The sequence below is a fragment of the Streptomyces sp. NPDC058284 genome, assembly GCF_042881135.1.
Lineage (GTDB): Bacteria > Actinomycetota > Actinomycetes > Streptomycetales > Streptomycetaceae > Streptomyces.
The window spans coordinates 370794-391785 of the sequence record NZ_JBHVYE010000001.1 but is presented as its reverse complement, the minus strand read 5'-3'; the positions used below and the strand labels follow the sequence as shown (position 1 = coordinate 391785).

The window sequence follows — 20992 nt, the reverse complement described above, 5'->3', positions numbered from 1 at the left end:
CGACAGTCGGTCGCATCGCAGCCTTGTCTACCTTGCGTGTGCCATCACTTGGGGACCACGCCTGGGGACCGGTGCCACGTGCACGCAGGTTCGTGCCGCTTGCGCGCTTGTGGAGGCAGCGAGTTGAGTACCAGCGGCTTTGGCCTCGGCAGCGAGAGAGCCGAGTCCCGCGTATGCAGCGATGTGTGTCAGTCCTCGGCTCTAAGCTGGCGAAGCGGAGGATTGGGGGAGGTTCATGCAGGAATACTTGTTGGCTGATGTGCCGCTCGGACCGTTTGAGGGCACGCCGATCACGGTGTACTCGGCCCGAGGGAAAAATGCCAGACTGCACGTTGCCAGAGCATGCGGGCAGCTTCGTGCGTCTGACGTCAAGACCGCACAGGTCGTTTTGGACGCGGCGGTGATGGGGCGGCTGTGCTCTCGCTGTACGGAGTGGGGGTCGTGGGTACGGCCGACGACCGCGTTGGGGATGTTCCTCCGGGCACTCGGCGGAGTGGGCCTGCTCCATCAGCTGCAGTCCTACACCGAACCTGACGAGGACGAGTGCTGGACACAGGAAGAGGTGGAAGCTGCCGCTCAAGTCCTGCGTTCGGATTCGGCCGCGACGGATGACGACGGGGAGGACGTGCGCGAGGATGCGGAGCGTCTGCAGGGGCTGGTCTTCTCCTACTGGCACGGCGCGGCGGAGAGCCTGCACCGGGCTCAGTCCATCCTCGCCTCCTTCCCTTGGCTTGAGGACTGGGCGCAGCGGGCCTTGGAGACGAAGGCGGAGTTCCTGGAGACCTTGCGCTCTCAGGCCGCCCTGTTCGTCGAGCCGGCGGGACTGCTCGTGGCTGCGGCGGCGGCAACGATGGAGCGGCCCCGGCTTTCCGGAGAGGACCCGGCCTTCGCGGTACTGGGCAGCAGCGACAAGATCTCCATGGCGCTGAACGCGCTGTGGCGTCGGTGGCAGGGTGCGGCCGAGAGCAGTTGGGTGGGATCTCCAGCTCGCTCGTACATGTCTCACTACCTTGTGCAGGGCATCCGCAGCAACCGGAAGGGTCATGACGATGCGCTGGCTGGGGCGGCACGTCTGATCGACTCCTGGGAGGCCCAGGCTCGCGCTCTGGCTGCATCGGCTGAGGGCAAGCCGACGCAGCGCGTCACCGCGCGCCTGCCCGAGGCCACTGAGGAGACGGCACGAGAGGCGCGGGGAGGACTGCTCGAAGGGCTGGATTCGTGGACGCAGGGTGTCGTGGCCACGTGGGTCGTGGGCGCGGACTGGGGGCGCCGTACGCTCACGCTTGACGTTCCTGCCCTCATCGCGGAAAGGCTGCACGCCCCGTCCAGCGACGTGGCGTGCGAACCGCCCTGCGAAGAGGCCGATGCGATCGAACCGAGTCGCACCCCAGCTGGTCGGCCGAGTTCAATCCGCCCCGGGGTATTCGACGACACCCCGGTCTTCGACCGGCAACCTGTCACTGCCGAACACATCCGCGCCCTGCGAACCTTCACTGGCAGTTCTGACCAGCTCTACATTGTCATTTCGGTGAGTGGGGGAGTCGAAGTCCTGCCCCTTGATGTGGTGGAGAGGAGTTCTCGTCGCAGGGGCATCCGATCTTCCGGAGAGCCTGATCGGAACGTGGGCTCAGACCGCCAGGTCCGAGCCCGAGGCGAGCGGAAGCCACTGGACGGGTGGTTGCAGCGGCGCTCACGATCTGCACTTCGGTGAAGAGTTCGGGGGCACCGACGGCGCGCGTCAGACCGTTCGCCGCACCTACTTCGACGCCGATCGGGCACGCAACCTACGCCTGCTCGCCTTGACGCGAGGGGTGCACGATCTGCGAACCCTCGACGCAGGCAGCGAGCGGATGCTGCCCTTGGCCGTGTGGGAGGGGACGCTCGCCAGCGACCGGCTGGACCTCGCGCCCTTCAGGCAACCCGGCGCTGACCGGTAGCACCGTGGTAGCGGTCTTCCTCTGGGGCCTTTGGCTGTAGCCCAGATCTACACCACGAACGCGGATCCGCAGATCGAAGGCAAGGGCCACTCACCACTGTGCCGTCACGCCAGGGAACGCGGTGTCGCAGCCAACGACGATCTTTTGACCGTCACTGACCTGCTTGCGAGAGACGACTTCGACTGGTGCGGCAAGTGTGGCGGTTACGCCGTACGCAGGCTGACCGACAGCCAGGTCTCGTTCTACCGTGCCGCCCACCGACTCCACGCCATCACAGGTCAACTCGACCGGGGCAGGAGTCACGACGATGCCGACACGGTGCTCTCACAGCTGGAGGAACTGGCGGACTGGGAGCCGATCGACGAAGAGGGCTGGTACACCAGCGATTCCTGGCGGTGGCACGAGGCCATCAGGAACCTCAAACGTAAGGTCGAGAGGGCCCGTCGGGACGAGATCTCTTGAGATGTCGGGCTGGGATTGGGATCCTCCTCGAGAGGCTGATCCATCTGGTCTGCGTCATTGCCGTGGGGACCAGTTGGGGACCACACGGAGCTCGCGACCCTGAACAGCACGCGCCCAGACGCACGCCCTGCGCCCTAGTTTCGTCGGATATATGCAGGTAGTTCCTGTGGCCCTCACTCCTGGGGGTCAAGGGGTCGCAGGTTCAAATCCTGTCGTCCCGACGGAAACGTCGCAGGTAGGGGTCATCTTCGGATGGCCCCTACTTCGTGTTCGGGAGCAACAGGATTCCGCCGGCATGGCAACCCCACATCAGGCGGTCCAGCGGCCCTCGTGCGGATACGGGGTCTCCGGGACCGGGCGGCCCAGGAAGGCGGCCAGACGGGCGTAGGGGGCCGGGGAGGACGGATCGAGGATCAGCAGGGAGTCCGGACGGTTGGCGAACAGAGCGCGGACCTCGGCCACATGACGGCGGTGGACGTGCCGGAACCGGTCCTCGTCGAACGTGTCGCAGCCGTACACCGCAGCCCGCAGGAAGAGCTGCAGCGAGAGGTAGCGCTCCCCGTACTCGGTCTTGCGGTGTAGTGGACGGCTCCAGTGGCGGGCGCAGGAGCGCAGCCACAGGTCCTCGTCGCGGACGGTGAGGACGAATTTCGCGCCTGGCCACGCCCGGTCGAGCTGGGCGACGTAGGGGACGGTCGTGATGTCGGTGATCCCGTCGTGGCGGGTGAGCAGTGGGAAGCGCGCGTCACCGCGCAGCAGCGTCCGGTACGTGTCCTCGTCCGCCGGGTAGTGGACGACGTCGTACCCCAAGACGTGCAGGGCGGCGGTCAGTGACTGGGTGCCGGTGCGCGAGAGGCCGATGCCGAAGATTTTGCGGCTGGGGGACTCCCCGGGGCTCATCGGCGGCCTCGCAGCGCATGCCGCAGGCCGGCGGGCGTCAGCCGGGAGCGCAGCGGGGCCAGCGGGGCGAGGGGGGTGCTGAGCAGCCGCTGGTCGAGGTAGGGGACCCACCCGGTGGCCCGCAGGGGGTAGCGGGGAGGCCCGGCCGAGAAGCGTTTGGTCAGGACGAACCGGGTGGCGTCGGTGGTGTTGGGCTGCGAGGCATGCAGGTGGTCTCCGGCGAACAGGAGGATGTCGCCGGGCTCGAGGGCGAGATCGACCGGATCGCCCGTGTGCTGCCCGGGAAGCAGGGTGTGGCCGTCGTGGCGGAGGGGGCGGCGGAAGGCGTCCGGATAGAGGATCAGGCCGTTGCCGCGCTGTACGGGGGTGATGGCCATCCAGAGATTGACGGAGTTCAGGGCTGTGTTGAACCAGGAATCGACGTGGGCGTCGCGGGGCGTCAGGAAGCCCTCGCGCGAGGCGAATTCGGAGCGATCGGTGACCGTACCGAGCGGCGGCATGATGCGGACGCCGAGGTGCTCGCTGAGGTAGGGGCGGGTGTCGCGCGGGGTGATGGCGGCCGTCACGTCGTGCAGGACGCGTCGCCCCAGCGGGCGCAGCCGGGTTTCCAGGTCGGTACGGATCGCCTCGATCGCGCGGGTGTCGGCGTGCCGGTGCAGCTCGTGCAGGGGCGCCTGCACGGCCGTGCTGTCCGGCAGTCGGTGGGCCGTGGCCGCGCGGGCGAGCCGTTCGATGTCGGGCAGATGGCCGAGGTGGCGGAGCCCACCGGCGAGGACGACGAGGTCCCCGGCGAGCACCCGCCGCAGTGCGACGGGGAACCCGGCAGGAGCGGGCTCCACCCTGTGCAGCGCGGCGGACCGGACGGCGGTGGGTCCCGGAGGGCGGGAGGAAGGCGGGATCACCGGTCGTCTCCTGTCCGCGCGCCACCGCGCTTGTCCGACGGGTGGGCGGGTGGTGCGCCCACCGGGACGGCGGTCCGGCCCGGCGCCGGGGCGAAGGCCGGGTCGGCAGCCCGTGCCATGGCCGCCAGACCTTCCATGAACTCGACGCGGGGCCGGAAGCCGAAGGCGGCGCGGGCCCGGCCGATGTCGGCGCCGGTGTGCCGGGCATCGCCCGGGACGGCCGGGTGACGGGACAACAGCACCGGTCCGACGAGGCGTTCGAAGGCGGCGACGGCCATGTTCATGGAGACCGGGCTGCCGCCGCCGATGTTGGCGACGCCGGTGAACGGACTGCGGGCCGCGGCGCGCATCGCGGCCACGACATCGGAGACGTACGTGAAGTCGCGGGTCTGCTCGCCGTCGCCGTAGAGCCGGAACGCAGGCCCTCCGCTCGCCGCGGAGAGCAGGCGGGCCAGCGCCATGTCGGGCCGCTGCCGCGGCCCGTAGACCGTGAACAGGCGCAGCGCGACCGTGGGCAGCCCGTGCACCGTGCGGTACAGCTCGCAGAGATGCTCGCCGGCGAGCTTGGTGACTCCGTACGGGGAGACCGGCCGCGGGTGCGCGGTCTCCGGGGTGGGGCGGCCGAGCGCGTCTCCGTAGACGGAGGAGCTGGACGCGTACACGAACTTGGCGGGCGGGTGGGCGCGCGCGGCCTCCAGCAGGCGCTGCGTGGCGAGCACGTTGCGGCTGCTGTAGAGGGCGAAGTGTTCTCCCCAGGACGGCCGGACACCCGGCTGGCCCGCCAGGTGGTACACGACGTCCGCACCGGCGAGAAGCCTGGCCGGGTCGGTGCCGAGCAGGTCTGCTCGGCGGAAGGTGAAGCGGAGGTTGTTCAGGGCGGTTCGCAGATTGCGGCGCTTGACCGCCGGGTCGTAGTGATCGGTGAGGGAGTCGACGCCCACGACCTCGTCACCGGCCGCCAGCAGGTGCTCGCACAGATGGGATCCGATGAAACCGGCCGCGCCGGTGACCAGCGCGCGCATCAGCGCCTCCCCGGACGGGCGGCCGGGACGGCGGCCGGGCGCGGCCCGGTGAACGGGGCCAGCACGCGGTCGGCGCGGTGCCGCCAGGTGTACGTGGTCAGCAACTGGCGGCGGGCCTGCGCCCCCAGAGCCGCCCGGAGGGCCGGGTCGGCGGCGAGCCGGCGGATCGCCCGTTCCCACGCGTCGATGTCGTCGGGTGGCACGAGGAGGCAGTTGACGCCGTCGGCCATGACCTCGCGCAGCACGGGCAGGTCGGAGGAGACCACGGGCAGCCCGTGGGACATGTACTCGAACAGCTTCATGGGCGAGACCCAGCGGCTGATGTCCCCGACGCCCTGCGCGCAGGCCACGCGCTGCTGGTAGGGGGCCAGCACGATGTCGAACGCCCGGTAGTACGGGTGGAGTCCGGCGGGCGGACGGTGGCCGTGGAAGTACAGGTGGGGCTGGTCGGTGCGTTGTCTCCAGTGCTCCAGGTCGGCCTCGGTGCCGCCGACGACATGGAAGTCGGCCTCCGGCATCCGGCCGGCGAGCGCCAGGATGATGTCGGTGCCCCGGCCCGGGTACAGATGGCCGACGTAACCGATCCTGAGCGCGCCCGGCCGCCCGGGGAGATCAGTTGCCGGTCCGGGCGGGGGCGGGTCGGCGCAGTCGGACGCGGTGACCTGTACCGGTCCGCCGGCGGCGCGCAGCGCGGGGAAGGCGCGCGCGTAGTCGTCGGCGAGCGCCTGCGAGACGAACACGACACCGCGCAAGGACCGGCCGCGCAGCAGCAGGCGTTCGACCGTCCGTTCCCGGCGGCTGTCCCACAGCAGGTGCGTTTCGTAGACGCTTGGCGCCAGGCCGCCGGCGGCCACGAGTGCGCGCAGGTCGCGGCCGTACACCGCGTCGGGCACACCGTCGCGGCGGATCGCGCGGCGCACCTGCCAGGCGCGCAGCCAGGGGCCGAGCAGCGGCGGCCAGGGCATCGGGAAGGTCCGCACGGGGAAACGGTTGCGGGTGCCGTAGTAGGCGTGGACGTCGTCGGAGGTCATCTCGCCGCGCAGGGCGTAGAGGCGCACGTCGTGCCCGGCGTCGGCCAGCGCGTCGCACATGCGCATGACGTGGACGCCGTTGGCGTAGACCGACGGGATGCTGCCGGAGTGCAGGTAGGCGATGCGCATGCGGCGGTCCTCCGGGCGGTGGGTGGCGGTGGCGGTGTCACGGGCGGCTGGGTCCTGCGGGCTTGGAGGCGCGCAGCGAGAACGACAGAGGTATCGCCGGGAGCGTGCCGGGCAGCCTCCACCAGCCGTCTGGGTCGCGTTCCATGAACGGCAGCAGGCGCCAGCCCACGAAAGGCCATTCGTGCAGGAAGTCCACCCGCAGCCCGGCGTCGGCGAGGGCGGTGATCAGGTCGCCCATGGTGTGCCCCCAGACGTACTCGACGTCCGGGATGCGGGCCTCGGGTACGGAGGTGGGGCTGCGGTACTCGAAGGCCAGGGGAGCGGGCTCGCCGAAGTAGGAGTAGCGAAGGCGCAGTTCGGGGCCCTCGACGGCGGTGTCGAGCATCCAGGCGGACGGGTGGAACTCGAAGAGGTAGAGGAAGCCGCGGGGTGCGAGGAAGTGCGCGACGACGCGTGCCCAGGCACGCAGATCGGGGAGCCAGCCCAGGACCCCGTTGGAGGTGTAGACGATGTCGTAGCTGCCGGTGAGGACGTCCGGCAGGGTGAGGACGTCAGCTTCGACGAAGCGGGCGTCCGGAGCGACGTCGGCGGCCAGGCCGGTGGCGATCTCCACGGCGCGGGAGGAGAAGTCCACCCCGGTGACGCGGGCGCCGAGCCGGGCCCAGGACAGGGTGTCGAGGCCGACGTGGCACTGCAGATGGAGCAGGGACCTGCCCTCGACGGGGCCCATCTCGGCCCGCTCCAGCGGCCGCATCCGGTTGCCGCCCGCACGGAAACCGTCGAGGTCGTAGTCGTCGGAGGCGGCCTTGAGCGGGGTCCACTGCTGCCAGAGCCGGTGGTTGTCCGCGATGTAGCGTCCGGGGTCGCGCGACGCGCTCGCGGCGGTCATGCGGGCAGTTCGTACACGGAGACGTGGTGGGTACAGGAATCGGTCAGGGGCCGCCCCGACCAGCCGCCGGTACGCCGTACCAGCCGCAGGCCCGCCAGCTCCGCCAGCAGGTCGAGCTCTCCGGGGGAGAAGTAGCGGAAGGAGACGCGTACGTGGCGCATCCTGCCGTCGTCGAGCACCGCGTAGTCGGAGGTGTACTGCTGGCGGGCGGGGTGCAGCGTGCGGGTGCGGAGCACGAAGCCCCCACCAGGGGTGTCCACCGGCTGTGTGCCGCTGCCGAGGGTGGCGAGCGCCTCGGGCAGATGCGCGTCGAGCACGAGGCGTCCGCCGGGCCTCAGCCGCCGGGCGGTGGAGGCGAGGCAGCGGCGCTGGGCCTCCTGGGTGTCGAGTTCGGCGAAGGTGCCCCCGGCCGCGTAGACGAGCGCGTACCGCCCGGTGTCCGCGGGGTCCGGGGGCGCGGCGAAGTCGCCGAGCGTCACCCTGATCGCGCCGCCGCCGGGCTTGGCGTGCAGCTGGGCGGTCATCTCGGGGGAGGCGTCGAGCCCTTCGACGGTCAGACCCAGCGCGGCCAGTGGCAGGACCACCCGCCCGGTGCCGCTGCCCAGTTCGAGCAGGGGGCCGGGCGGCCCCTCCTTGGCGAGGGCCGCCAGGAAGCCGACGGTGGAGTCAGTGGTCGACGCGGCGAACCAGTCGTCGTACCGGTCGGCGAACATTGCGGCGTACGAGGGCTGTGCCGAAGTGTCGTGCGGGAGCGCGGACATGAGGTCCTCCCGGTGCAGGAGTGGACGGGGCACGGAGCGGTGGACGCGGCCGGCCGGGGACACGGCGTAGTTGTCGCGTACGGGCCGCCGGGGTGATCAGCCGAACGGGTGCGGAAGTACGCCGGGGACGGGGCGGGCCGGCAGGGGCGAGGCTCCTGGGGCGATCAGCCGCACGACGGTCAGTCCCTCGTCCGCCGGAGGACCCGCGCAGCGGTCGACGGCGATCACCTCGCGCCCGGTGTGCGCGGCCAGCAGCGCGACCGGATCCGGGTCCCGGGCGGGCCGCGAGGCCGGGGCAGGAGGGGCGCGGAGGGTGGTGGCCGGTCCGGCCCAGTGCGTCAGCGCGTCCTGGGCGTGGAACGTCCACAGGGCGTGGTCCAGCCCGGTGCGTGGGTCCCCGGTGCGTGACAGACGATCCCAGGCGCGCACAGCGACCGGTGCGCTCATGCTCCAGCGGACCATCAGCGCCTCCCAGCAGGCCCGAGCCACCGTCTCCTGAAGGTCGTGGGCGGGGCCGCAGCGGGCTCCGAACGTCTGACGTGTGCGATCCGGCCCGTGCACACAGACGGCGACGGCCTCGGCTCCCGCGAGGGCGGGGAGGGCGAGCGCGGTGGCCTCCAGGCCCTCGCGGCAGAGCAGGACACGCAGTTCGCTCGCACCGGGCGGCAGCGCGTCACGGGCGTCGAACGGCACGGGCGGGTGGCGGAGCGGGTCGTGCCAGCTGCGGCGTACCAGGTCGCGCTCCAGGATCTCCCAGGCGGCGTGCGCTGCCGCCGCGTCCGGGCTCCGGTGCGCGGCGACGCCGGTCGACCCGGCCCGGTGGGTGGCCGCGCAGCCCGGCGCCGGGCGGTGCTGGAGGAACGCGGCGCCCGCGGGTACCCAGATGTCCTCACCGGAGCCTGCTGCCCGGCCCCGGCACCAGAGCTGCCGCACCTCGCGCGCCGGGATACCGCGGTCGGCCCCGTGGACAGGACCGGTGGCGGGATCCGCGGGATCGGCGGCGGGGAGGCCGTCGCGGCGCAGCGCGAACCAGTCGCAGGTTCGGACCTGCCCGACGCCCGCAGTCGGCGGCCGTGCGCGGCCCGCTCCGGCTTCCGCCTCGGCCTCGGCTTCAGCGGCCCGTCCGGCGAGCACGTTGCCCATGCGTTCCATCAGTTCGCCGCGGGCGCGCCGCCCGACATCGGCGGCGGTCGTGCCCGCGGCGCTGCCGATCAGGACAGAGGTGCCGCCCCCGGCGCCGGTCGCGTCGAAGGCCGTTGACCGGGCGGCGACGCGGGCCAGCAGCGCGCCCGGGGTGTGCGGCCACGGAGCGAAGACCTCCGGGGCCCAGGCCGTCGGTGCAAAGACGCTCACGCACGGCCTCCCGACAGCCGCCCCGTACGCGCTTCTTCCCGCGCGGCCTCCGCCGCCAGCAGGCCTGCCGCCTCGGCGCGCACGGCCTCACCGGCGGGGCTGAGGGCGGTGCGGTGGCGGCCGAGCGTGTCGACGCCCTGGAACGCCTTCTCCAGCAGCCGGGCCCGGCGCTCGGCCACGGCCTCCCGCTGCGGGTCCGACAGCGGCGCCTCCTGGTGGATCAGCCGGTACAGGACCGTCTGACGGACCAGGACCACCGTCTGCTGGAAGAGCCCGGTCAGCGGCCGGGGATCCGGCCGCAGCGGGGTCATGACGGAGGTGCCGGGCCCCGTGGCGGACACGAGGAACGGGGTACTGAAGGCAGCGGCGTTACACCGGGTGTGGGTGCCTTCGTGGACCAGGGCGTCGGCCAGCCTGACCCAGCCGGGCAGGCCGGTGCGCCCCACGGTCAGCCGGGTCGCGTTGACGAACACGGCGCCGTGCGTGGTGAAGTCGGTGAAACCGTCGATGGCGCGCCCGGCCAGCAGGACGATCTGCCGTACACCTTCGTGCAGTTCGGCCAGCATCGCCGGCCACACCTCATCCAGCCGCTCGGCGGTCTCGGCCAGCACGGCGGCCTGCTCGGGCTCCCAGGCCCGGACGGCGGTGCCCGGCCCCTCCGCACCCGTCTTCGCCTCCCGCGCCTGCGGGAGCGAGGCGAGTGCCCGGCCGACCGCCGCGACGAGGTGGGGAGCCGGGTCGGCGAGATCGACCGCCCAGCGGCCGGCGGCCATACGGGGCGGGGGAACGGCTGCCAGATCCTCGCCGACCGAGGCCGTGCGCTCCGGTGGTGCGGTCAGCGGCGGCGGTTCCGCGCCGGCCCGATGGGCGGCGGCCTTGCGGGCAGGGTGCCGGGACGGTGCGGACCCGCCCGCTCCCGTTCTGCGCAGCACCGCGTCGGTGGCGTGCCAGAGGGCGTCCTCGGCGCGGCGGGCGGCCACGGCGTCAGGGGTCACAAGCACGTTCCGGCCTCCGTCGTTGTTCGGTCGCGGAGGTGCGTGGCGGACGAACCACCACGCACCCTGTGCTGCTACGCGGACGGGTCGGGCGCCTCAGTCCTCGCTGGGGATGTCGATCATCAGGCCGAACTCCGGCAGTTCCTCGGTGACCTGCTCGATCTCCGGCTGCTCCATGGGATCACTCCTTCGATGGGTTCATCCGTGACGAATGGACGGCTCTCACCGCCGGTCGGACATGGGGTTACCCAACGGACGCCACGTCGAAGAAGGGGCTTCGGGAAGCCGCCGCAAAAGCGCCATTGCCGAAAATTCCAGGCTTTCGAGCCACCATGCAGAAAATCATCGAAGTTCGTCCGGAAAGAATTGCTCCCTGAGGTGGATGTGACAGGGGTGCGCGGGTGAGGAATGCGTCGGGTGCCGTGATGAACCGTCTCCACGCATTTCGCCGGACGAAGCTGTCCTGATCGTCACCACGGAGGTCCGCAGCGGGCGCCCTGCGGGAGGAGGGGCAGTCCTGGGCGGCGTGGACCGATGTCCTCCCGGCCGTACGCGGACCTGTTGTCACCGGCCGGGGAGCCGGAGACAATGCCGGGCTGTGACTCCTGACAACGCGGCGCCTGCACACCGGAGTTCTCCGACAGTTGATGCGGACGGGGAGGTCTACGTCGTCTCGTTCCCCAAATGCGGCCGTACCTGGCTGCGGGTCCTGCTGGCCCGCGCCATTTCGGAAGCGCATCGCCTTCCGATGGAGCTGTGCCGTAACCTGGACCTGACACATTTCACCGCGGCCGACCCCGGTGTTCCCCGGATCGTCTTCTGGCACGACGACCAGGTGGCGTGGCGGGCACCCGGCGAATTGTCGTCGGACAAGGGGTTCTACCGGGACCGAAAGGTCGTACTGCTGGTCCGGGACATCCGGGACGTGGTCGTGTCCCACTATTTCCAGCGGACGCGGCGGGAGGGAAACCCCTACACCGGAACCCTCGATGAATTCCTGTCCGAGGACGTCGGAAGCGTACGCACCTGCCTGGAGTTCTGGAACATCTGGCAGGCCCAGCAACGCACACCGGCCGCCTTCATGATCTCTTCCTACGAGCGCCTGAGCGCGGACACCACCGGCGAACTCGCCCGCATCCTGGAGTTCTGCGGCCTGCCCGGGGCCACGGAACCCACGACGTTGCGGGTGGCGGCGGAGTACGCCCGATTCGACGCGATGCGGGCCATGGAACGCGACGACACACTGCGCTCGGAGAAGCTGCGGCAGTCCGTCCCCGGCGACCCGGAGTCGTACAAGACACGGCGCGGTGTCGTCGGCGGATTCCGGGAGTATCTGGACGAGGAGCAGGTCGCCGTCATCGACGCGCTGGTCCGGGACATGCTGGACCCGCCATGGCAATCCATGGCACGGGCCGCGGACAGTCGGCCACGTTCCCGGTCGGCCGAGGAGAGACGACCGAACTGACCTGGCTACCTGTGAGTGCCGGACCCAGGATGGCGGTCTGCTGGTGGGAGAGGAGTTCGGCGACGGCTCGGAGGACCGGGAGCCGAGCTTGAGGGCGGCACCGTGTGCGGCGGCCGCTCATGGTGCCGGCCCGCTCCCGGGGCCGCCCGCCCTGGCGGCGAGGCGGCCCTGAGGAGACGTCGGCGGATGAGAACGCGCTCAGTCGAAGACGACCGAGCGCACCTTCAGTCGCTCCGAAGCGCCGCCGGTGTGCGGGCGGAGCTTGAAGAACGCGCCCTGGCAGCCGGGCTCGCTGAAGACCGTGGCCCAGGCGTCGGTGCGGTTCTTGGGGGAGTGGCCGGGCTGGGGGTTGTCCTGGCCGACGCCGGGAAGGGTGAGGCACTGCTCGTTGGGCGGGTTGGTGAGGAAGCCGGTGATGTCATAGCCCTCGCCGGTGACGTAGTCGTAGCGGAACTGGCCGGTTGCGGCGGAGGCGGAAGCGGGGTTCACGGCCAGGAGCAGGGCGGTGCCGAGAGCGGCTGCGAAGGCGGAGCGAAAACGCATCGAGAGGTCTTTCTGCCGGGCTGGAACGGAACATGCCGTGGCCTTATTGCCCGCTCAGCGCCAACGGCACCGGTGTTTCACCCGTATGGACAGTGAGGAAACGAGTCTGCATTACCCCGAAAGGCTCCGGGGCCCGCCGCGGGGTCAATTCAGCTGTGCCGACGCGGATTTGTAGGCGACCAGCGGCTTCGACGTCCGGCGGCTGGTCCAGCCGCAGCTCCATCACGGCTACGGACTTCGGCAGCACCCTGTCCGAGTGGGCGGATGTCGGTGTCGCCGAGGGCCGGCACGTCGTCCGGTAGAGCGCGCGCGGCCCGGGCGACATCGGCGAACGCGCTGCAGAAATCGGTGCCGTGGTGGCTCCACACCCGGCCGGTGGGGGTATCGATCTGACATCGCCTGCCGTCCCACGGTGTCTGGTTGGCCGACGCCCACGCGCCGGTACCCGCAGCAGTGCCCCGCAGCCGGACCAGAGATGTGGCCGCGGCGAAGAGAGCACCGCCATTGGCCGCCTGGCGTGGGCGCCGTCGGGACTCGTGAGCATCTCGGTCCGGCCGCAGCAGGTCGCCGATGCCCCGATTGGCGCCGTCGGACGCCGCGTTGCTCCCGGTGTGGTCGTAGACGTCCACGAAGTCGGTGCCGTCATCCACGGCGGCCTTCCGCACGACGTCCTCCAGGCGCTTCTGCACCTGGTCCAACCTGCTGGAACCGGTCGTCCAGCTACGCCTTTCCGTCCTCCGACTCCGGGTTCAGGCCGCCTCGGTCATTGCGGGGGCCGGGAGCGGACGGGTTCCGGCCGCGCGGCGGGCCGTCGGGCCCATGGCCCAGGATGCGGCCAGGAAGAGAGCGCCGAGGAGGAGCCAGCCCAGGGTCCCCACGCCCATCAGCAGAGTGGTGAGCGCCAGTGGGCCGACGGTGCGGGCGACGGTGACGCCGGTGCCGAAGAAGCCCTGGTACTCGCCGATCCGGTCGGGCGGGGCCAGGTCGAAGCCGAGCTGCCAGGAGCCCGCGGACTGGAGCATTTCCCCGGCGACCAGCAGTACTGATGCCGCGAGCAGGGCGGCGACGGCCGCCCAGGTCGGCGTTCCCGCGGAGAGGGCGAAGACCGCGCAGGTGAGGAGCATAAGGGCGCCGGAGCGGCGGAGGGCCTTGGCCGCGCTGGGTGTGCTGGTGACGGAGCGGGCGGTGCGGACCTGGAAGAACATGACCGCGACGGTATTGAGGACGAAGAGCGCGGAGACCAGCCAGGCGGGGGCGGTGGTGCGCTCGGTGATCCACAGCGGCAGGCCGAGGCTGAGCAGGGGCATCCGCAGCAGCAGCACCGTGTTGAGGAGGGTGAGGGCGGCGTACGGGCGATCGCGCAGCACCGCGAGCTTGGCACCCTTCGGCGCGGGGTGAGGGGCCACCGTCGGCAGGCGCAGCAGGACGAGAGCGCAGAGCAGGAAACTCACCGCGTCGAGTGCGAAAACGGCCAGGTAGGCGCTGCGGGTACCGGCGGAGAGAGCGAGGCCGCCGAGGGCCGCGCCGATGGCGAGGCCCGCGTTGAGAGTGGACTGGAGGTGGGCGAGCGTGCCGGTGCGTTCTTCCCTGGCGATCAGGCCGGCGAGGAGTGCCTGTCTGGCGGCGGCCAGGCCGGACTGCGCAGTGGCGTAGAGACAGGCGGCCAGGAGGAACGGCAGGAAGTCCCGTACGACGAGGAACGCGGCGACGGAGGCACTGGTCGCGAGGGCGAGCAGCGCGGCCGTACCGCGCGAGCCCCTGCGGTCCGCGAGGCGCCCGAGCGGCACTCCGACGATCGAGCCGACGGCCCAGGCCACCGCGAGGCCGAGTCCGATCCTGGCGGGGGCGAGGCCGACGACCTGGGTGAAGTAGAGCGCGGAGGTCACGTAGAACGCGCCGTCGCCGACGGAGTTGCTCAACTGGGCCAGGGCGAGAGTGCGTGGGGGCCCCGCGGGCGGTAGCAGCTTCATCATGTCCCTAACAGGAGTTGCTTCGGGGCGATCGGATCGCAGGGGGCGGTGGTCAGGAGACGAGGGTGACCTCGCCGTCGCGGAAAGCGCGGTAGAGCACTCCTTCGCGGTCGTAACGCTCGACGACGCGCTCGATCTGCTCGCTCTCGGGGATCGGCGAGCGGTAGTGGGGAACGAAGGTGTAGTCCAGGAGGCCGAGACCTTCCCAGAGCACCGGCCGGTCGTAGGCGGTGACGGTGTCGGCGGGGTCGTCCACCAGTTCGAGGCCGCGCAGGCTGGGTGACAGGACGCAGGCGCCGGCGCTCCATCCGGCGTAGACGAGGGCGTCGCGGTGCAGCAGGTCGGGCAGGATCCGGTCGGCGCCGCTGAGGGCCATCGCCAGCCGCAGGACGAACGGATTGCCGCCGTGGACCCAGACGACGCCGAAGCGGGACAGCCGCTCGGCGAGCGTGTCCGCGTCGCCGAAGTGGTCCCGCAGATCCACCTCGGTCGTCAGGTAGCCGCGCTCGCGCAGCATCGCGATCTCCCGGCCGGTGGCCTGCTGCCTCTGCGGGGTGGGGAGGGCGTCCAGCGCGTTGCCGATGACAGCTGCGTTCCGGGCGCCTTTGGCGAGATCGTCAAGGAGTTCGGGGGCGTCCCCCATTTTCCAGGAGGAAAGAAACAAACGCATGGTCCTGCTCTCGTGACATGGGTTGCGGGGCAAGGGACTTCGGAACTCCGGGATCCGTCGTGACAAACGGGCTCGAGTGCCGTGTGCGGCCTGGCCCGTTCAGGCTCCTACGGGCCCGATGCGCCAACAAGCTGGCATAGTGCAACGGTCGTTAAGGTGGGTTCAACGTTCGGAGGAGCGCGTGCTGGAGCGGCTTGAGCTGGAGGCCTTCCTGACGCTGGCCGAGGAGTTGCACTTCGGCCGCACGGCCGAACGCCTGCACGTGAGCACCGCCCGGATCAGCCAGACCATCAAGAAGCTGGAACGGCACATCGGCACACCGCTGTTCGAGCGCAACAGCCGCCATGTCAGCCTCACCGAGGCCGGCCGACTGCTGCACGCGGACGTGCGCCCGGCCTACGACCAGATCGAGGCCGGGGTGGAGAAGGCGATCAACGCCGCGCGCGGCATCGACCGCGTTCTCCGGGTCGGGTTCCTCGGCGCCGCCGCAGGACAGCTCATGGCACAGGCCGCTCGGCTCTTCGACCAGGGCCGGCCCGGCTGGCGGGCCCGGCTGAGGGAGATGCAGATCGTCGACGGCCTCCGGCGCTTGCGCGCAGGCGATGTCGACCTGCTGGTCGTGAGCCTGCCGCACCACGAACCCGACATGGTCACCGGGCCGGTCCTGTTCTCCGAACCCCGGGTGCTGGGGGTGTCGTCCGGCCACCCGCTCGCCCGCCGTGACAGCGTTTCGCTCGAAGACCTGGCCGCGGTCAAGATGCTGCAGGTGGCCGAGGCCTTTCCCGACTACTGGCGCGCAGACCGCACACCCTGCCTGACGCCCGCGGGCCGCCCCATCGCACCGGGCCCCCAGTTCGAGACGCTCCAGGAGGCCCTGGCGCTGATCGACGCCGACGAAGGAGCTTTCGTCATGGGCGCCCAGGTGTCACGGTTCTACGCGCGCCCCGGCGTCACCTATCTGCCGCTGAGCGATGCGCCGCCCCTGGAATGGGCGCCCACCTGGCTCGTCACCAACACCGCACCGGAGATCCACGCCTTCAACCGGGCCGCCCAGCACGTAGCCGTTCGACTTCGCACCTGTCTGCCCGCGCGCAGCTAGGTGACCCACGCTTGCGGAGGGTATGGCTCCTCAACTAGCCCGTATAACGCCTCAGTTGACGGAGTATCACGTTCACGTGCACAGTGCCCGTGACCCCTTGCAGGCGCATTGCCCCCACTCCGCACGCGGGCCACAATGAGCGTCCCGGACCACGCAAGGAGTTGCGCGTGAGCGATCCGCCCATCGTGTTCCCGGACGTGGAACGCCTCGTCGTCGACCATCTCAAGAGCCGCCCCGAGCTGGCCGGGGTCATCGTCGACAACCGCACGCCCCCCGGTTTCGACGGTACCCAGAAGGCCGTCCTGGTGTCCCGGGCGGGCGGCGCGTGGGTCGACGACCAGCACCTCGACCAGCCCCTGATCGACCTGGAGGTCTACGGCCCCGACAAGCCGGCCGCGCACACGGTGGCCACCGCGGCCCGTACGGCACTGCTGACCGTGCGCGGCACCACGTACGGCGGTGCCCGCGTCACCGATGCCGTCGAGGCGGACGGGCCGCGCTGGCTGCCCGACTACAACCGGCAGGCGGCCAGCCGCTACCTGTCCACCACCCGGCTCTCGATCCGCCCGGCCTGACGGGGCCCGTAGCCCGTTGCCCGTGCGCGTGCGAGGTCGGCCCGACCTGAGCAGTTCGAAGGAGTCCGCATGCCCGGAATGAACCCGAACGAGATCCGCGTCGCCGGCACGGGGCGCATCCTCACCGCCCCGCTCGGTACGAAGCCGCCCGCCGATCTGAACGGAGACTGGCTCGCCCCCTGGTGCGACCTGGGCTACACCAGCACCGACGGCATCCGCTTCAACAAGAAGGACAAGATCGACCCGGTGGACACCTGGCAGTCGGTCAGCCCGGCCCGTTTCGTGTACTCCGACCGCGACCTCACCGTGAAGTTCGCTCTCCTCCAGCTCAACGAGGACACCCTGCCGTTCTTCTTCGGCGGCGACACGGTCAAGGAGACCCCGGAGGGTTCCAAGCTCTACACCTACCAGGTGTTGTCCGAGCCCAAGAAGGACGAGCGGATGCTCGGCGTGGAGTTCGCGGACGGCGAAGCCATCAAGTACCGCTTCACCATCGCGCGCGGCCAGGTCACCGAGACCGAGGAAGTCCAGCTCACCCGTACCGCGTCGGTCAAGCTCGGCATCACCTTCACCGCCCTCGCGGTGGACAACACCACGCCGCTCGCGATCTGGCTGATGAACGACCCCGCGTTCGCGAAGTAGAGGTAGCCGGGGCGGTCACCCGGCCGGCCCACCACTCATCGACCCAGGAGCCCCATGTCCGCGCCTTTCAATGTCAACGCCGCCCGCGCCCAGCGGCTCGAATCGCTGGGCTTGAACTGGGAGTTCGAGGTGGACGGAGAGACCTTCTCACTCCCCACCGAGATCCCGCGCCGCTCCGCCCAGACTCTCTCCTCCTTGGACGACAACGACCTGGACGGGCTGCTCGCCCTGCTGCTCGGCGACGAGCAGTACAAGCGGTTCGCCGAGCACGAGGTCAGCGTCCAGGACGTGGCCGCCGTACTGAACGCCTACGGCGAGGCGACAGGGCTGAGCATGGGGGAAGGCTGAGCCTCGGCGCGCTCGTGGAGGAGCACGCCGAGGCGCTGGAGGCGGATCTGTTGCGCCACTACGGCGTCGACCTGCTCGGCTGGTACCGCGGCGAGCTGTCGTCGCGGCGGCTCGCCGTGCTCGTCCGGCACCTGCCGCGGGACAGCGCGTTCCGGCTCGCGCACGAGGGTGAGGTGGCGCAGTGGTCACTGACCGACCACCTGCTCGCCGCCGTGGTCGATCACCTGGCCATCGCCAACTGGATGTTCGCCTCGGTCAACCGGGACGAGGACGAGCCGGCACCGGAGGCACCGCAGCCGGTGCCGCGGCCGGGTGCCCAGCCCGACGATTCACCTCCTTCCGCGGGACCCAGCGCAACCGAGCTGGCCCGCTTCTTCGGCTGACCCCGCGCCTGGAGAGGGACCATGTCCGAGACAGAAGTACCGAAGTGGCTCAAGGAATGGTTGGGCAAGTTCCTGGCCGACTGGCGCAAGACGGGCCTCACCGGCGTCAGTACCGAAGTCAATGGGCTCAAAGCCGAGGTCACGGCCTTGACCGGGTCGGTCAAAGGGCTGGAGGCCTCGGCCACGTGGGCCAAGACCGAGCTCACCGGCGCCTCCGCCGGCTTAAAGATCTTCAACGCCGAGCGTTCCCTCTTCGACATGGAGCGGATGAGCGAGGAACGCAAGGAGCGCCAGGAGCAGGGCCGGCTCGCTGCCGCGCGTATGCGGCCCGAAGACCTCAGACAGTCCATCAACGCGCTGGAACGACAGGTCGGCCGCCAGGTCGCCGAACTCAAGAACCGCACCACTCTGCTCCGTAGATCCCTCACCCAGAGCACCATGAGAGCCCGCCAGGACCGGCAGACGGTCGTCGAGGTCAAGTCGACGGCCGAACGGGCGCTGCGCACCGCACGAGACGGCGTACGCAAAGCGGAGGCCGCACTGCGGCGGCAGCGTGCGGCGTCGCGCGCCCCCGCCGGGCGTGGGCCGCAGCCCGCACCGCGAACGGACGTGGGCAACATCCAGCAAACCGCGCGTGCCCTCCAGGAACTGGAGCGTCGGGTCGACCGACTCGCCCGCGCATTGAGCTGATACCACCCGCAGGGGCCGGAGCACCGTAAGGAGACAGCCCATGTCACTCGTACAAGCCCTCAATCGCTCGGCCTCCGGATTCCGTGGTCTGCGGACGAGCGCGGGGCAGGCCGAATCCGGGGTCGGCAAGCTGCGGGCGACCGTGCAGCAGGCGGACCGGGCCGTCGGCCGGATCAAGAGCGGGCTCGACCGCACGGCGAGTTCCTTCCGCGGGGTCGGGACGCAGGCGGACGCCGCCGCCCGCAGCGCCCGGCAGGCCGACCGGGCCATGGACGGAGCCGGGAAGTCGGCGACCCGCGGCGGCGGGCTCATGGGACGGATGAAGTCGGGCCTCCAAGGCGTCAGCACCGCGCAGCGCGGCCTGAACACCGCCATGAAGGCGAACGTCTTCGGCGCGATCATGGCGCTGCTGCTCCCACTGATCACCAAGCTCATCGACATGGCGATGCAGTCCAAGACCGTGCAGCGCATCGTGCAGACGGCGTTTCGGATCATCGGGCAGGTGATCGGCACGACGATGCGTGCGGCACGGCAGGTCGTGCAGGCCACCTGGAACGGCATCAAGGTGGCCTTCCAGGTCGTCCTGAGGGTGATCTGGACCGTCGTGAAGACGTACTTCACGATCTACAAGACCATCATCATGACCGTGATCCACGCGATCCTCGCGGTGATCAGACCGGCGCTGGGCTTCCTCCGCGAGCGCATCCCGGCCGCGTTCCGTGCCGTACGCGACGGCCTGCACCGGGCCTGGAGCGGCCTGGCGAACTTCACCAAAGGCGTCTTCAACAGCGTCCTCGGCGCCGTGAAGGGGCCCATCAACGCGGTGATCGGCCTGGTCAACAACGCCATCCGCGCGCTGAACCGGGTGAAGGTGTCCATCCCGGGCTGGGTGCCCGGGGTCGGCGGCAAGACCTTCGGCGTCAACCTCCCGACCATTCCCACCCTGGCGCAGGGCGGCATCGTGCTGCCCCGTGCCGGCGGCACGCTCGCCCTGCTCGGTGAGGCCGGGCAGGCCGAGGCCGTGCTGCCCTTGAACAGGCTGGAGGCGCTGCTCGCGCGGGGGCCCCGGCCGGGTGGGGGACCGGTCCGTGCGCTGGGGCCGCAGCAGCGCGGCGGTGTGGTGATCGAGAACTACTACGAGGCACGCGGCGGCAGCGCCCGCCAGACCGCCGAGGACCTGATGTTCCTGATGAAGGCCAGGGGCTGAGGCCCCGATGAAGGCCAGGGGTGAGGGGGTGGTGAGCGGATGAACGACACAGGGACGCGGTACGGATCCGGCGCGCCCGGCGCGGCGGAGGCCGCCGCCGGGCCCGGGACGCTGATCGACAGGGACGGGCAGGTGCAGTGGGCGGGGCTCCTGCTCGGTCCAGGCACCGCCTACTGGGTCGCGGCCGAGGGCCTCACCGGCTGGGAGGAACTGCCGGGCCTGGAGTCGTCCGACGCCAACCGCCCGACCGGGCACGGCGGCTGGCCGGGCACCCAGTGGGCCCAGCCCCGCACCATCACCGCTCAGCTGTGGCTCGCCCCGGACCCGGACGGCGGCCCCGAAGCGGCCCTGGACGCCCTGCGCGCGCTGCGCTCCGCCACCGGGATACGGGACGAGGAGGAGTGGCTCGCGGTGCGCCTGTACGGCGAGACGCTGGCCGTGAAGGCGCGCGTCACGCAGCGCGTCGTGCCCACGGACCGGCAGTTCCTCGCCGGCCGCCTGGCCAAGGTGACGCTCCAGTGGAAGGCCATGGACCCACGGCGGTACGAGAGCGTCGCGCGCCGGGTCGAGATCGGGCTCCCGCGCCGGGAGCCGGGCCTGACCTGGCCGTTGACGTGGCCCTTGAACTGGGGCACCCCGGGGTCCGTCGGCGAGGCGACGGCGGAGAACGCGGGGAGCGCCCCCGCCCACCCGCTGATCACCTTCACCGGGCCGTGTGCCGGTCCGCGCCTGGCCAACCACGACAGCGGCACCTGGCTGGAGTACGACCTGTCCCTGTTGCTCGGCGACGTGCTGGAGGTCGACACCGCCGAAGGCTCCGTGCTGTTCAACGGGACGGCCTCGCGCCGCCACACCGCGGTCGTCGGCAGCGTCCCCGAGGAGCTGTTCACCCTGGCCCCCGGCGCGTCCCGGCTGTCCTTCCGGGCCCAGTCCGGCGACGCGGAGCGGGCGTCGGCCACCGTCGCCTGGCGGTCGGCCGAGTGGTGAGCCCGTACCGCGGGGCCCGGCCCGTGTCCCGA

Annotated in this window: 23 protein-coding genes; 11 read left to right on the top strand and 12 right to left on the bottom strand. The window is 71.0% G+C overall.

The features are described from left to right. Positions 1-235: 235 nt before the first annotated feature. Together ACFVYR_RS01350 and ACFVYR_RS01345 are read left to right on the top strand one after the other, a co-directional pair. On the top strand, positions 236-1711 hold the full coding sequence (locus ACFVYR_RS01350) for a hypothetical protein (RefSeq protein ID WP_384247414.1): 1476 nt from the start codon (positions 236-238) through the stop codon (positions 1709-1711). A gap of 256 nt (positions 1712-1967) precedes the next feature. Beyond that, on the top strand, positions 1968-2399 hold the full coding sequence (locus ACFVYR_RS01345; protein WP_384247411.1) for a hypothetical protein: 432 nt from the start codon (positions 1968-1970) through the stop codon (positions 2397-2399). A 309-nt stretch (positions 2400-2708) separates the two neighbouring features. Here the strand turns inward: ACFVYR_RS01345 and ACFVYR_RS01340 are convergent, their stop codons facing one another. The 8 genes from ACFVYR_RS01340 to ACFVYR_RS01305 form a co-directional block, all read right to left on the bottom strand. Beyond that, positions 2709-3299, bottom strand: coding sequence for a sulfotransferase family protein (locus tag ACFVYR_RS01340; RefSeq protein WP_384247409.1), 591 nt, complete (start codon positions 3297-3299; stop codon positions 2709-2711). Next, complete coding sequence (locus ACFVYR_RS01335; RefSeq protein ID WP_384247406.1) at positions 3296-4201, bottom strand: phytanoyl-CoA dioxygenase family protein; 906 nt, start codon at positions 4199-4201, stop codon at positions 3296-3298. Before ACFVYR_RS01335 ends, ACFVYR_RS01340 begins: the two co-directional genes overlap by 4 nt. Continuing rightward, the gene (locus ACFVYR_RS01330; RefSeq protein WP_384247403.1) at positions 4198-5223 is read right to left on the bottom strand and encodes an NAD-dependent epimerase/dehydratase family protein; all 1026 of its coding nucleotides are present in this window, start codon (positions 5221-5223) and stop codon (positions 4198-4200) included. Before ACFVYR_RS01330 ends, ACFVYR_RS01335 begins: the two co-directional genes overlap by 4 nt. Then, on the bottom strand, positions 5223-6383 hold the full coding sequence (locus ACFVYR_RS01325; RefSeq protein WP_384247400.1) for a glycosyltransferase family 4 protein: 1161 nt from the start codon (positions 6381-6383) through the stop codon (positions 5223-5225). Before ACFVYR_RS01325 ends, ACFVYR_RS01330 begins: the two co-directional genes overlap by 1 nt. Positions 6384-6420: 37 nt before the next feature. Next, the gene (locus tag ACFVYR_RS01320) at positions 6421-7272 is read right to left on the bottom strand and encodes a class I SAM-dependent methyltransferase (RefSeq protein WP_384247398.1); all 852 of its coding nucleotides are present in this window, start codon (positions 7270-7272) and stop codon (positions 6421-6423) included. Continuing rightward, positions 7269-8033 carry a class I SAM-dependent DNA methyltransferase gene (locus tag ACFVYR_RS01315; protein ID WP_384247395.1) on the bottom strand — a complete coding sequence of 255 codons (765 nt, stop codon included), beginning with the start codon at positions 8031-8033 and terminating at the stop codon, positions 7269-7271. The genes ACFVYR_RS01320 and ACFVYR_RS01315 overlap by 4 nt, the downstream gene beginning before the upstream one ends. Before the next feature lie 96 nt (positions 8034-8129). Beyond that, positions 8130-9386 carry a YcaO-like family protein gene (locus ACFVYR_RS01310; protein WP_384247393.1) on the bottom strand — a complete coding sequence of 419 codons (1257 nt, stop codon included), beginning with the start codon at positions 9384-9386 and terminating at the stop codon, positions 8130-8132. Then, positions 9383-10387 carry an aKG-HExxH-type peptide beta-hydroxylase gene (locus tag ACFVYR_RS01305; protein WP_384247390.1) on the bottom strand — a complete coding sequence of 335 codons (1005 nt, stop codon included), beginning with the start codon at positions 10385-10387 and terminating at the stop codon, positions 9383-9385. The genes ACFVYR_RS01310 and ACFVYR_RS01305 overlap by 4 nt, the downstream gene beginning before the upstream one ends. A gap of 520 nt (positions 10388-10907) precedes the next feature. Here ACFVYR_RS01305 and ACFVYR_RS01300 point away from each other — a divergent pair. After that, the gene (locus tag ACFVYR_RS01300) at positions 10908-11846 is read left to right on the top strand and encodes a sulfotransferase domain-containing protein (protein ID WP_384247388.1); all 939 of its coding nucleotides are present in this window, start codon (positions 10908-10910) and stop codon (positions 11844-11846) included. Between the two features lie 198 nt (positions 11847-12044). Here the strand turns inward: ACFVYR_RS01300 and ACFVYR_RS01295 are convergent, their stop codons facing one another. The 4 genes from ACFVYR_RS01295 to ACFVYR_RS01280 all read right to left on the bottom strand — a co-directional run bounded on the left by ACFVYR_RS01295 (position 12045) and on the right by ACFVYR_RS01280 (position 15002). Next, entirely contained in the window at positions 12045-12389 is a 345-nt protein-coding gene (locus ACFVYR_RS01295; RefSeq protein WP_384247386.1) for a hypothetical protein, read from the bottom strand. Between the two features lie 149 nt (positions 12390-12538). Beyond that, entirely contained in the window at positions 12539-13078 is a 540-nt protein-coding gene (locus ACFVYR_RS01290) for a hypothetical protein (RefSeq protein ID WP_384247384.1), read from the bottom strand. A gap of 60 nt (positions 13079-13138) precedes the next feature. Beyond that, positions 13139-14362, bottom strand: a complete 1224-nt coding sequence (locus ACFVYR_RS01285; RefSeq protein WP_384247381.1) for an MFS transporter — start codon at positions 14360-14362, stop codon at positions 13139-13141. Between the two features lie 49 nt (positions 14363-14411). Next, the gene (locus tag ACFVYR_RS01280) at positions 14412-15002 is read right to left on the bottom strand and encodes a Type 1 glutamine amidotransferase-like domain-containing protein (RefSeq protein WP_384247379.1); all 591 of its coding nucleotides are present in this window, start codon (positions 15000-15002) and stop codon (positions 14412-14414) included. Positions 15003-15210: 208 nt separating this feature from the next. On the opposite strand from ACFVYR_RS01280, the gene ACFVYR_RS01275 reads away from it, so the two are divergent. The 8 genes from ACFVYR_RS01275 (at position 15211) to ACFVYR_RS01240 (ending at position 20960) form a co-directional block, all read left to right on the top strand. After that, positions 15211-16128, top strand: coding sequence for a LysR family transcriptional regulator (locus ACFVYR_RS01275; protein WP_384247376.1), 918 nt, complete (start codon positions 15211-15213; stop codon positions 16126-16128). 167 nt (positions 16129-16295) lie between these two features. Continuing rightward, positions 16296-16703, top strand: coding sequence for a hypothetical protein (locus ACFVYR_RS01270; RefSeq protein ID WP_384247373.1), 408 nt, complete (start codon positions 16296-16298; stop codon positions 16701-16703). A 69-nt stretch (positions 16704-16772) separates the two neighbouring features. After that, positions 16773-17345 (top strand): phage tail protein, encoded by a 573-nt coding sequence (locus ACFVYR_RS01265; protein ID WP_384247370.1) that lies wholly within the window; start codon positions 16773-16775, stop codon positions 17343-17345. A 54-nt stretch (positions 17346-17399) separates the two neighbouring features. Beyond that, complete coding sequence (locus ACFVYR_RS01260; RefSeq protein WP_384247368.1) at positions 17400-17693, top strand: hypothetical protein; 294 nt, start codon at positions 17400-17402, stop codon at positions 17691-17693. 14 nt (positions 17694-17707) lie between these two features. Further along, positions 17708-18076, top strand: coding sequence for a hypothetical protein (locus ACFVYR_RS01255; RefSeq protein WP_384247365.1), 369 nt, complete (start codon positions 17708-17710; stop codon positions 18074-18076). Positions 18077-18097: 21 nt separating this feature from the next. Continuing rightward, entirely contained in the window at positions 18098-18766 is a 669-nt protein-coding gene (locus ACFVYR_RS01250) for a hypothetical protein (RefSeq protein WP_384247362.1), read from the top strand. A gap of 40 nt (positions 18767-18806) precedes the next feature. Then, positions 18807-19973 carry a hypothetical protein gene (locus ACFVYR_RS01245; protein WP_384247359.1) on the top strand — a complete coding sequence of 389 codons (1167 nt, stop codon included), beginning with the start codon at positions 18807-18809 and terminating at the stop codon, positions 19971-19973. Positions 19974-20012: 39 nt separating this feature from the next. Further along, a complete protein-coding gene (locus tag ACFVYR_RS01240) occupies positions 20013-20960 on the top strand; it encodes a phage distal tail protein (protein WP_384247356.1) in 948 nt (315 codons plus the stop codon). The last annotated feature ends 32 nt before the right edge of the window (positions 20961-20992 follow it).